Origin of the sequence: Streptomyces sp. NPDC059909 (genome assembly GCF_042730885.1) — a bacterium.
Taxonomy (GTDB): Bacteria; Actinomycetota; Actinomycetes; order Streptomycetales; family Streptomycetaceae; genus Streptomyces.
This window is the reverse complement of the sequence record NZ_JBHWKX010000004.1, coordinates 184608-196025: the sequence shown is the minus strand read 5'-3', so window position 1 is coordinate 196025 and position 11418 is coordinate 184608. Positions and strand designations below refer to the sequence as shown.

Here is an 11418-nt window from a genome sequence, read left to right as displayed (position 1 = left end):
GTGGGGGGGGGGGGGGGGTGCACGGCGACGACGCCCCCGGCTGCGGGGCTCGGGGGGGCGGAGGCGCACAGCCATCCCCCCCCCCCCCCCCCGCCGCCGTATTGTCTAGGGGTCTTCTCTTCTTGAAGGAGCGGTCCATGACCATGCCCGTCGTCCACTCGCTGCGCGATCAGATCCGCGAGCACATCGTGGAGGGCATCGTCAGCGGCCGCTGGAAGCCGGGCGAGCGGATCGTCGAGCGCAGGATCGCAACGGAACTGGCCGTGAGCCAGACGCCCGTGCGGGAGGCGCTGCGCGAGCTGGAGTCCCTCCGGCTGATCGAGTCCGCCCCCAACAAGGGCGTACGCGTACGGAATCTGACGGCGGCTGACCTTGAGGAGAGCTACCCCGTCCGGGCAGGCCTGGAGCAGATCGCGGCCGAGCTGGCCGCGGAGCGGCTGGCGGCCGACTGCTCGGCCCTGGAGCCGCATGTGGCGGCGCTGTACGAGGCGGACCGCGCGGCGGACGGCACTGCGCAGGTACGCCACACCGTGGCGTTCCACCGGGAGCTGGTGAAGGCGGCGGGCAACGGGGTGCTGCTGCACACGTGGGAGGGCCTCGGGATCGAGGTCTTCACAGCGCTGTCGATCCGGTGGCTGGGGACGAAGCAGAAGTCGTACGCGGAGGAGCACGAGGAGCTGGTGGCGGCGTTCCGTCGCCGCGATCCGCAGATCGGGGCGCTGGTCAAGGCCCACGTCCTGGGCTGCGCGCCCCGCGCCTGAGCCTCCGGCTCCGGGAACCCGTGCCCCCACGGTTCCGGGCGCGCCCGGTGCCGCGACGGTGGGCCGGGGTGCCCGTACCGGCACCGCCCGATGGGCCCGCGTGTCCGCCCCCCACCGACAGCAGCCGCACCGAGGCCCGTCCGGCGCGTGAGGACGGACACACCTGGCCCCCGCGGCACCGGGCACCCCGGACACCCGAAGCTCCGGGCCCGTGAGGCGGAGCCCGCACAGAAAAAACCGGCACCGGGTGCCCGGATTCGCGGCACCCTGTGCCGACTTTGCCGATCTGAAGAAGTTTTTCGCTCAACGCTTTGATCGATCATCGATCGTTCGCTTACAGTCATCGACGGACCCACCAGTCCGCGGCCCCGTCCTGCCAGACAAGGCCCCCTTTCTCCACCCCCTCCCACTCCGGAAGGCGGCGATCATGACCGACCCCGTAGGCAAGCTGCTTCCGAGCGAGCTCGACCAGCTCCCGGACCGTGACACCGAGGAGACCGCCGAATGGGCGGCCTCCCTCGACGCCGTCACGAAGGCTGCCGGCCCGCACCGCGCCGCGTACCTCATGCGGCGTACCCTCCAGCACGCGGAGGGTGTCGCCGGGCTCGCCCTGCCCAAGCTGCTCGAGACGGATTACGTCAACACCATCCCCACCGCCGCCGAGCCCACCGTGGACGGCGACGAGGAGATGGAGCGCCGGATCACCGCCTGGAACCGGTGGAACGCCGCCGCGATGGTCACCCGCGGCGCCAAGTACGGCGTCGGCGGCCACATCGCCACCTTCGCCTCCGCGGCCTGGCTCTACGAGACCGGCTTCAACCACTTCTTCCGCGGGAAGGAGGCCGACGGTTCCGGCGACCAGCTCTACATCCAGGGCCACGCGTCCCCCGGCATCTACGCCCGCGCCTTCCTCGACGGCCGCCTCACCGAGGCCCACCTGGACAGGTTCCGCCAGGAGTCCGGCGGCGACGGTCTGCCGTCGTACCCGCACCCGCGCCGGCTGCCGTGGCTCTGGGAGTTCCCGACGGTCTCCATGGGCCTCGGCCCGCTCTCGGCGATCTACCAGGCGCGCTTCAACCGCTATCTGACGAACCGCGGCATCAAGGACGTCTCCGCGTCGCACGTCTGGGCGTTCCTCGGCGACGGCGAGATGGACGAGCCCGAGTCGACCGCGGCACTCGCGCTCGCGAGCCGCGAGGGTCTCGACAACCTGACCTTCGTCATCAACTGCAACCTGCAGCGCCTCGACGGCCCGGTCCGCGCCAACTTCAAGATCGTGCAGGAGCTGGAGGCCCAGTTCCGCGGCGCCGGCTGGAACGTCGTCAAGACCCTGTGGGGCAATGCCTGGGACGAGCTCTTCCAGCTCGACACCACCGGCGCCCTCGTCCGCCGCCTCCGTGAGGTCCCGGACGCGCAGGTCCAGACGTACCAGACCCGCGACGCGGCCTACATCCGCGAGGACTTCTTCGGCAAGGACCCCGCGCTGGTCGAGATGGCGAAGCTGCTGTCCGACGACAAGATCCTCGAGTGCTTCCACCTCTCGCGCGGTGGCCACGAGTCGCGCAAGGTGTACGCCGCGTACAAGGCCGCCCTGGAGCACAAGGGCGCCCCGACGGTGATCCTGGCCCAGACGGTCAAGGGCTACACGCTCGGCGAGGGCTTCGCGTCCAAGAACGCCAACCACCAGATGAAGAAGCTGACGGTGGACGAGTTCAAGACGATGCGGGACCTGCTCGGCCTGCCGATTTCCGACTCGGCCTTCGCCGACGGTCAGGTGCCCTACGGCCACCCGGGTGCGGACTCCCCCGAGGTCCGCTACCTGCAGGAGCGCCGCGCGGCCCTCGGCGGCCCGGCCCCGGCCCGCCGCGTGCACCCGGTCGCCCCGCTGCCCGCGCCCGCCGAGAAGGCGTTCGCCGCCTTCGACAAGGGCTCCGGCAACCAGTCCGTGGCGACCACGATGGCCTTTGTCCGCCTGGTCAAGGACCTGATCCGCGACAAGGAGACCGGCAAGCGCTGGGTGCCGATCGTCCCCGACGAGGCGCGCACCTTCGGTATGGAGTCGCTCTTCCCGTCGCTCGGCATCTACTCGCCGAAGGGCCAGACGTACGAGCCGGTCGACCGCGACCAGCTGATGTACTACCGCGAGGCCAAGGACGGCCAGATCCTCAACGAGGGCATCACCGAGGCCGGTTCGATGGCCGACTTCATCGCCGCGTCGACGTCGTACTCGACGCACGGCGAGACGATGATCCCCTTCTACATCTTCTACTCGATGTTCGGCTGGCAGCGGACCGCCGACCAGATGTGGCAGCTCGGCGACCAGCTCGGCAAGGGCTTCCTGGTGGGCGCCACGGCCGGCCGTACGACGCTGACGGGTGAGGGTCTGCAGCACGCGGACGGCCACTCGCCGGTGATCGCGGCGACCAACCCGGCGGCGCTGACGTACGACCCGGCGTTCGCGTACGAGGTCGCGGCCATCGTCAAGGACGGTCTGCGGAGGATGTACGGCGAAGCCCGCCCGGATGAGGACGCGGACGTCTTCTACTACCTGACGGTCTACAACGAGCCGATGCCGCAGCCCGCGAAGCCGGAGGGCGTCGACGAGGGCATCGTCCGCGGTCTGTACCGCTTCAAGGAGGGCGAGGGCGCGGCGGACGACCCGCGCATCCAGCTGCTCGCCTCGGGTACGGCGATCCACTGGGCGCTGGAGGCGCAGAAGCTGCTCGCGGACGAGTGGGGCGTGACGGCGGACGTCTGGTCCGCGACCTCCTGGACCGAGCTGCGGCGCGACGCGCTGGAGGCGGACGCGGCGCTGCTGCGGGGCGAGTCCCGTGTGCCGTACGTACGCCAGGCGCTCGAGGGCGCCGAGGGTCCGGTGCTCGCGGTGAGCGACTACATGCGCCAGGTCCCGGACCAGATCGCCCAGTGGGTGGAGCAGGACTGGTCCTCGCTCGGCGCGGACGGCTTCGGCCTGTCCGACACCCGCGAGGCGGCCCGCCGCCACTTCGGTGTCGACGCCCAGTCGATCGTGGTCGCCGCCCTGGCCCAGCTCGCCCGCCGCGGCGAGGTCCCGGCCTCGTCGGTCAAGGACGCCCGCGAGCGCTACGGCCTCTGAGCCCCGCGCGCCGCGTTGTGCCGCCCCCGTCGCCCATCGGGCGCCGGGGGCGGCGCGTTTCGCGCCGGATACCGGCCACACCCTGCCCGTCCGGCGCTTGAGGACGGACACCCCGGTCCGCCGGACGGGGGCGGCACGCGTCGCAGGGCGCACCGGGGCATGCGGGACCGGCCCCGCGACAATGACCTCATGCGTGCTGCCCGGCTCATCAAGATGGTCCTCCTCCTCCAATCTCGGCCCTCCATGACCGCCGCCGAGCTCGCCCAGGAGCTCGAGGTGTCCGAGCGCACCATCACCAGGGACGCGCTCGCGCTGTCGGAGGCCGGAGTTCCGGTGTACGCGGACCGGGGGCGGGCCGGTGGCTACCGGCTGATCGGGGGGTACCGGACACGGCTGACCGGGCTGGCCAGGAGCGAGGCGGAGGCGCTGTTCCTGTCCGGGGTGCCGGGGGCGCTGCGCGAGATGGGCCTGGAGGACGCCGCCTCCGCCGCCCGGCTCAAGGTGTCCGCCGCGCTGCTGCCGTCACTGCGGGACGCCTCCCGGTCGGCGACGCAGCGGTTCCATCTGGACGCGCCCGGCTGGTACCAGGAGCCGGAGACCCCCGACCTGCTTCCGGTCGTCGCGGAGGCCGTCTGGGACGACCGGGTGCTCGCAGCCCGCTATCGGGACGCCGAGCGGGAGTTGGAGCCGTACGGGCTCGTCCTCAAGGCTGGGGTCTGGTACTTGTGCGCCCGTGCCGACGGCACGTCGTTCCGCGTCTACCGGATCGACCGCTTCACCGCCGTCGCCCTCACCGGGCGCCGCTTCGAACGGGAGGAGTCCTTCGACCTCCCGGCCTTCTGGGAGGAGCGCGCCGCGCAGTTCGCCCGGTCGATCCTGCGCGCCGAGATCGTCGTCCGGCTCTCCCCGGACGGCGCCCGCCGCCTCCCGTACGTCACGGACCGCGCCGCCGCCGAGGAGGCGCTGGCGGCCGCGGGCCCGCCCGACGGGCAGGGCCGGGTCACGGTCACCCTGCCCGTCGAGTCCGACGTGGTGGCGTTCGGCCAGCTCCTCTCCCTCGGCGCGGAGGCGGAGCTGCTGGAACCCGCGGACCTCCGCAAGCGGTTCGCGGATGCCGCGGCCCGTATGCACGCCCTCTATTCGGGCGACGCCGGTCAGCGGTAGTCGTCCACCGACCCGTCCTTGTCCCCGTACACGACGTCCTCGAAGTACCCCCACGCGTCCGGCCGGCTCCCGTCCACGTCCGTGAAGCCGTACTCCTTGGCGAGCTGTCCGCTGGAGAGCGACCGGCCGTTCCAGCGCGCCCGCTCCGGGTCGGCGGCGAGCGCGGCAACCGCGCGGCCCACGTACACGGGCGATTCGGCGATGGCGAAGTGCGGCTGCTCGGCGATGGCGTCCCGCCAGTTCTCCTCCCGTACCCCGAAGACCTCCAGCATCTGCTCGGAGCGGAGGAAGCCGGGGCTGATGCAGACCGCCGTGCCGCCGACGCTCTTCAGGTCCTCGCCGAGCGTGAAGGCCATCCGGATCGGGGCGTTCTTGGCGAGGTCGTAGTAGAAGTTCTCGCGGAAGCGCCGGTTGGACTCGGCCGTGCCGTCGGTGACCTCGACCACGAGTCCGCCGGGGTTGCGCACGAGCAGCGGCAGGGCGCAGCTGCTCGTGATGATGTGGCTGCGGACGCCGAGCTCCAGCATGCGCAGCCCGCTGTCCAGGCCGGTGTCCCACATCTTGGTGTTCCAGACGATGAGGTGCTCGCCGCCCCAGATGTCGTTGACGAGGATGTCCAGCCGGCCGTGGTCCTTGTCGATGCCGGCGACCAGCGCCCGGACCTGCGCCACGTCGAGATGGTCGGTCGGGACGGCGATGCCCCTGCCGCCCGCCTCGGTGACGAGCTCCGCCGTCTGCTCGATCGTCTCCGTCGCCCTCCCGACCTCGCTGGTGTGTTCCCTCGTCGTACGGCCGGTCACATAGACCGTCGCGCCCGCCGCGCCCAGTTGAACAGCGATGGCGCGGCCCGCGCCCCGTGTCGCGCCCGCGACCAGCGCGATCTTCCCCTGCAGTGCTGTGTCGGTCGTCATGCTGCGACGTTCTCAGGAAAATCCGACACCCTCTGTCCACATTTCCGAAAGGCAGCATTTCGGTGGCTCCACGTGCGCCACTCTCCGCAAACCCCGATGCTTGTCCCGTGATGGACGAGACGGAGTTCTGGGAGATCATCGACAGCACTCGCGGGACCGCCGAGGGCGATCCCGAGGAGCATGCCGACCTGCTCGTCGAACGGCTGCTGCAACTCGATCCCGACTCCGTGCTGGACTTCGCCCGCCACTTCGAGGCGCGCTACAACCGTGCGTACCGCTGGGACCTGTGGGGAGCGGCCGCCGTGCTGCTGGGCGGCGCGAGCGACGACGCCTTCGACTACTTCCGGTGCTGGCTGATCGGCCAGGGGCGGGAGGTCTACGAGGGCGCCGTGCACGACCCCGACTCCCTCGCCGAGCTCCTGGACGACTTCGACGAGGAGATCGACGGGGACGGGGAGGAGCTGGGGTACGCGGCGGACGAGGCGTACGAGCAGCTCACCGGAGTGGTCGCACCCGATCTGGGGATCCCTGCGCAGGCGGCGGAGCCGGAGGGTACGCCGTTCGACTTCGACGACGACCGCGCGCTGGCGGAGCGCTTCCCCTCGCTCTGGGAGCGCTTCGGGATGTGACGGCCCGCCGCCTGGCCTGTCGTGGCGTCAGAAGTGCGTGCCGCCGTCGATGCGGATCTCCGTACCGGTGATGAAGGCACCATCGTCCCAACCGAGCATGGCGACGACACCCGCGACCGTGTCGGGGCTCGCGAAGCCGGCGCCGATGGCGGGGGCGAGCTTCGCGAACAGCGACATGTCGGCGTCGTCGGGGATACCGGGCCCGTGCCGCTGGTCATGTGACCGAGCGCCGCAAGGCGGCGACCCAGCTCGACATCGCGCGCGCCGCCGCAGAGTTGTTCGCCGAACGCGGCCCCGACGGCACCACGGCCGAGGACATCGCCGGGCGCGCCGGGGTCGCGCTGCGCACCTTCTACCGCTACTTCCGCGGCAAGCAGGACGCGGTCGCCCCGCTGCTCGCGGGCGGCGCCGACCGCCGGCGGCGCTGCCGGCGGCGGCGGAGCCGGGCACGACCGTGCCCGAGGCGCTGGAGCGGTCAATCGCCGAAGCGCTGTCCGGGCAGGGCGAGGAGGCGGAGGAGGGCCTGTGCTGGACGCGGGGGCTGCTGCGCGCGGCCGCGGCGGACCCGGCCCTGCGGGCCGTCTGGTACAGGGTGAACCAGGAGTCCGAGGAACGACTGGTGCCGGTGCCGGCCGCGCCGGCGGGCCCGGGTGCCGACCCGCTGGGCGTCCGGCTCGCCGCGGCGGCGGCCACGGACGCGATCCGGGTGGCACTGGAGGCCTGGGCGGAGACGGACGCGCCGGCGGCGGGGACGGCGGACGCACCGGCCGCGCTCGCGGTGCGGTGTCTGCGGGAACTGATGGGCGGGATGCGCCCGTTGACGGGCGGGCCGCGGGGCGGGGGGTCCGCTACCGGGTGAGCGAGCGGCCCATGAGTACGTCGTCGACGTACCGCCCGGCCAGGAAGAACTCGCCGGGCAGGACGCCCTCGACGACATAGCCCTCGGACTCGTACAGCCGCCGGGCGGATGTGTTGTGGCCGAGCACACGCAGGGTGATCCGGGCCGCGCCCTGCCTCCGCGCCTCGTCGCCCGCGGCCCGCAGCAGCGCCCGTCCGGCCCCCTGCCCGCGGGCCCAGTCGGCCACCGCGAGGCCCTGGATCTGGCGTACGTGCTGGTTGCAGGCGAGCGGGGTGGGCGGCACGAGGCGGATGTAGCCGGCGATGCGGCGAACGCCCTCGCCGCCACCCCCCTCCGCCACGAGGTAGCTGTCGGGCCGGTGCGCGTCGTTGAAGAACGGCTCGTACGGCGGCATCGGACGCGGCAGGACGGCGTGCAGCGTGGACCAGGTGGCCCGGTCCAGCTCACCCAGTGCGGCGTCGTCGGCGGGGCGGGCGGGGCGTATGGCGAGGGGCGGCGTGTCGGGCTCGGACATGCCGCCACTCTGCCAGGAGCCCGGCCCGAGGTCAGCGCATGTCGGCCGGGCGTTCGGTGCCCTCGAAGGGGAAGCGGCGGCGGAAGTCGCCGGCCGCGTCCTCCAGCGCGCAGAAGCTGACCCCGTCGTGCCCGGAGACGTACTCGATGAAGCGCTCGAGCATGAGCAGCACCTGCGGCCGCCCGCTCACGTCGGGGTGCAGGGTGACCGGCAGGACCGCGTAGTCCAGCTCGCGGTGGACCCAGTCGAACTGGTCGCGCCAGTCCTGCTCCAGGGCGCGCGGGCTCACATAGCCATGGCTGTTGTGGGCGTGCTTGTTGAACATCATGGGCGGCAGGTCGTCCACGTACCAGTTGCCGCAGAACTCGACGAGGTCCACCTCATGACCGTGGACGAGCGGCTTCATCCACTCCTTGGCCTCCTTGGTGTAGTCGATCTTCGTCCAGCTGTCGCCGACGCGGGCGTAGAAGGGGGTGAAGTCGCGGTAGTTCTGGCTGTGGTCGTACGAGAAGCCGTACTTGTGGAGCAGGGCGGCGGTGTGAGCCGACATCTCCCACCAGGGCGCCACATAGCCGCGCGGCCGCTGTCCGGTGTACTCCTCGATCAGTTCGACGGAGCGGGCGAGGACGTCCTCCTCCTGCTGCGGGCTCATCGCGATGGGGTTCTCGTGCGAGTAGCCGTGCGCGCCGACCTCGTGGCCCGCCTCGACGACCATCCGGGTCTGCTCGGGGAACGTCTCGATCGAGTGGCCGGGGATGAACCAGCTGGTGCGTATCCCGTACCGCGCGAACAGCTTGAGCAGCCGCGGGGTGCCGACCTCGCCCGCGAAGACACCGCGCTGGATGTCGTTCGGGGAGTCCTCGCCGCCGTAGGAGCCCAGCCAGCCGGCGACGGCGTCGACGTCCACACCGAGCGCGATCTTGATGTCCTTGGTCGTACCGGTCATGCGGAGTGGGCCTTTCCGTACGTGTCGAGAATGTGCTGGACCTGGTCGGTGGCCGCGGCCAGGGCCGACCGGTCCGCCTCCGTCCAGTCCCGTTCGTGGAGGCTGTGGACCGAGATCCAGCCGGTCATCGCGCCGTCGCGGACAACGGGCGAGAGCATCTGGGCGTGCACGCCGTAGACGTCGACGAGTGCCTGCGGAGGGTGCGGATCCGCGCCGAAGTGCGGCTGGACGAGAGGGATCCTGTGGCGTTCCAGCCACTCGACCGTGTTCAGCCGGCGCTGGTCGAGGGAGGCGTCGCGACGGATGGGCCGTACGCCCGCGCCGAGCGCCTCGGCGGCGGTCAGATCGACGTGCAGCCCATGGGCCGGGACATCGAGCCGAAGGGTGGTGCGGTCGGCGCCGGTGGTCTCGCGCAGCTGCCGCAGGACGTCCTGGAAGCGGACGCGCAGGCTGCCGGAGCGCAGCAGCTCGCCCTGGCCCTCGAGCGCGGGCGCGGCGCCCGCGAGGTCCAGGGCCTTCCACAACGAGGCGGCGACGCTGTCGAACACCGGGATGCCCAGGGCCTCTTCGAGTCCGGCCGCGGCGGCGGCTCCGTACACATTGGTGCAGACGACGGCGACGGCGTGCGCGTCGGGAGCCGCCGCCTCGATCCGGCGCGCGACGTCCAACTCCGGGATCCGGGCGAACGCCTCGTTGTCGTCGATGCCGAACGGCTCGGCGGGCGTGCACTCCAGGCCCTCGGCGGCGTACGTCGTGACGATGCGGTCCGCCACGTCCCGTGTGTAGGGCAGGGCGAGACCGAGCCGGGTCACTCCGTACGCGGCGCAGGCGTCGAGCAGCGCGAGCGTGGAGGTGGTAGCGGGGATGCCGGTGGCCTCGGTGATCGCGGCGCACAGCGCCCGGTCGCGGTCGGGGCCGAGCCAGGAGCCGGAGGTGCCGTTCCAGACGATGACGTCGACCCGTGCGTCGGCGAGTTGCCGGGCGGCCGCGAGCATGGGCGCAGCGTCGAACTGGGCATCGGATGCGCCGTCGAGGGCGATGCGGGTGACGGGTACGCGGGCGAAATGGGCGGTGGCGACGTCCGTACCGTGCAGCAGCCGATAGGTGACCGGCTCCAGACAGGTGTTGGAGGACGGGGTGAGCATCCCCAGGCGGTATGCGTTCATCAGGCGGCCAGCCTCTTGCTGTAGTCGAGGACGAGGGACGACACGGTGAACAGGACGCCCGCGCCGACGAAGTAGAGCAGCGCCCAGGTGTACGACCCGGTGCCGCCGACGATGAAGCCGACCGCGATCGGCGTGGCGATTCCCGCGATGTTGCCGGAGAGGTTCATGGCACCGCCGACGATGCCGGCGTTGGCACGCCCGGCGAGGATGGACGGCAGCGACCAGTACAGACCCGCCCAGCGCAGGAAGAACAGCACGACGGAGAGGAGCACGACCGCGGTGATCGCGTCCGGGACGAGGACCACACCGAGCAGTCCGGCGACGACGGCCGCGCCCGCCACGCCCATCAGGGTGCGCATGACCTTGTTGGCGCCGGCGCCGCTCGCCTTCCAGCGGTCGGAGAGCCACCCGCCGATGAGTTCGCCGACGAAGCCCGCGCCGAAGATGACCAGGGTCGACCAGCCGATGGTCTTGATGTCGAAGCCCTTCGTCTCGGCGAGGTAGAGCGGGCCCCACGTGAGCAGTCCGTAGAAGACGCCGTTGAAACCCATCCAGCCCAGGCACATGGCCCAGAAGGAGCGGTACCGGAGGTAGGGGCGCAATCCGCCGCGCTCGTCGGCGGGTCCTGCGGCGTCCTCCTCGGCATGGGCGCTCTCGATGTACGTACGCTCGTCCGCATTGACGGCGGGGTGCTCGGCCGGGGTGTTGCGGATGTACCAGCCGGCGTACAGGCCGACGGCGATCGTGAGGATGCCCGCGATGACGAAGCTGAGCCGCCAGCTGCCGGTCCAGGCGATCAGCGCGGAGATGATGATGCCGCCGAGCGCCGCGCCGAGGGGGGCGCCGCCGTCGAGGAGGACGGCGCCGCGCCCCCGTTCCTTCGCGGGCAGCCACTGGGCGTTGAGCTTGCCGCCGGCCGGCATGACGGGAGCCTCGACGGCGCCGAGCAGCAGCCGGTAGCCGAGGAGCGACCCGGCGCCGGTCGAGGCTGCGGTGAGACCCTGGGCGACGCCCCAGCCCACGCAGGCGCCGGAGACCATGCGGCGGGCGCCGAAGCGGTCGGCGAGCCAGCCGCTCGGTATCTGCATCAGTGCGTACGTCCAGAAGAACGCGCTGAGCACGAAACCGGTCGTCTCCTTGGAGAGGCCCAGGTCCTCGGTGATGAGGGGGAGGGCGACGGAGACGGAGCCGCGGTCGATGTAGTTGAGAGCGACGACGCCGAGCAGAAGGACGAACATCTTCCAACGGACGCGGGTGGGGCGGGTTCCGGCCGGGGTGGCGGACCTTTCACTGACGGTCTTGCCGACCGCTGGTGTACTCATGGCAAACCCTCGATTCACTGAACCGGCGTTT

The 11418-nt window shown here is 71.7% G+C and carries 9 protein-coding genes and 2 pseudogenes; 5 read left to right on the top strand and 6 right to left on the bottom strand.

All coding sequences use genetic code 11. The features are described 5' to 3' along the window. Positions 1 to 137: 137 nt before the first annotated feature. From ACFV9O_RS06100 to ACFV9O_RS06090, 3 genes are all read left to right on the top strand, one after another. Positions 138 to 761: a GntR family transcriptional regulator gene (locus ACFV9O_RS06100; protein ID WP_385412902.1), complete on the top strand. Its 624-nt coding sequence runs from the start codon at positions 138 to 140 to the stop codon at positions 759 to 761. A 427-nt stretch (positions 762 to 1188) separates the two neighbouring features. Continuing rightward, positions 1189 to 3876, top strand: coding sequence for a pyruvate dehydrogenase (acetyl-transferring), homodimeric type (gene aceE / locus ACFV9O_RS06095; RefSeq protein WP_385412900.1), 2688 nt, complete (start codon positions 1189 to 1191; stop codon positions 3874 to 3876). A 189-nt stretch (positions 3877 to 4065) separates the two neighbouring features. After that, positions 4066 to 5040, top strand: a complete 975-nt coding sequence (locus tag ACFV9O_RS06090) for a helix-turn-helix transcriptional regulator (RefSeq protein WP_385412897.1) — start codon at positions 4066 to 4068, stop codon at positions 5038 to 5040. Here ACFV9O_RS06090 and ACFV9O_RS06085 read toward each other — a convergent pair. Next, positions 5031 to 5951, bottom strand: coding sequence for an SDR family oxidoreductase (locus tag ACFV9O_RS06085; RefSeq protein ID WP_385412894.1), 921 nt, complete (start codon positions 5949 to 5951; stop codon positions 5031 to 5033). The genes ACFV9O_RS06090 and ACFV9O_RS06085 overlap by 10 nt on opposite strands. A gap of 110 nt (positions 5952 to 6061) precedes the next feature. On the opposite strand from ACFV9O_RS06085, the gene ACFV9O_RS06080 reads away from it, so the two are divergent. Further along, positions 6062 to 6580: a DUF4240 domain-containing protein gene (locus ACFV9O_RS06080; protein WP_385412928.1), complete on the top strand. Its 519-nt coding sequence runs from the start codon at positions 6062 to 6064 to the stop codon at positions 6578 to 6580. Positions 6581 to 6607: 27 nt separating this feature from the next. Here the strand turns inward: ACFV9O_RS06080 and ACFV9O_RS06075 are convergent. Beyond that, a pseudogene (locus ACFV9O_RS06075) lies at positions 6608 to 6793 on the bottom strand (short-chain dehydrogenase); the annotation flags it as partial. Positions 6794 to 6798: 5 nt separating this feature from the next. Between ACFV9O_RS06075 and ACFV9O_RS06070 the strand changes: the two are divergent. Further along, a pseudogene (locus tag ACFV9O_RS06070) lies at positions 6799 to 7439 on the top strand (TetR family transcriptional regulator). Here the strand turns inward: ACFV9O_RS06070 and ACFV9O_RS06065 are convergent. Genes ACFV9O_RS06065 through ACFV9O_RS06050 form a run of 4 tightly spaced genes read right to left on the bottom strand, consistent with a single transcriptional unit; the run spans position 7429 to position 11387 of the window. Next, complete coding sequence (locus ACFV9O_RS06065) at positions 7429 to 7953, bottom strand: GNAT family N-acetyltransferase (protein ID WP_385412892.1); 525 nt, start codon at positions 7951 to 7953, stop codon at positions 7429 to 7431. The pseudogene ACFV9O_RS06070 and the gene ACFV9O_RS06065 overlap by 11 nt on opposite strands. Before the next feature lie 31 nt (positions 7954 to 7984). Next, on the bottom strand, positions 7985 to 8899 hold the full coding sequence (locus ACFV9O_RS06060; RefSeq protein ID WP_385412891.1) for a polysaccharide deacetylase: 915 nt from the start codon (positions 8897 to 8899) through the stop codon (positions 7985 to 7987). Further along, the gene (locus ACFV9O_RS06055; protein WP_385412888.1) at positions 8896 to 10065 is read right to left on the bottom strand and encodes a GAF domain-containing protein; all 1170 of its coding nucleotides are present in this window, start codon (positions 10063 to 10065) and stop codon (positions 8896 to 8898) included. The genes ACFV9O_RS06060 and ACFV9O_RS06055 overlap by 4 nt, the downstream gene beginning before the upstream one ends. Beyond that, complete coding sequence (locus ACFV9O_RS06050) at positions 10065 to 11387, bottom strand: MFS transporter (protein WP_385412885.1); 1323 nt, start codon at positions 11385 to 11387, stop codon at positions 10065 to 10067. The genes ACFV9O_RS06055 and ACFV9O_RS06050 overlap by 1 nt, the downstream gene beginning before the upstream one ends. Positions 11388 to 11418 lie beyond the last annotated feature (31 nt).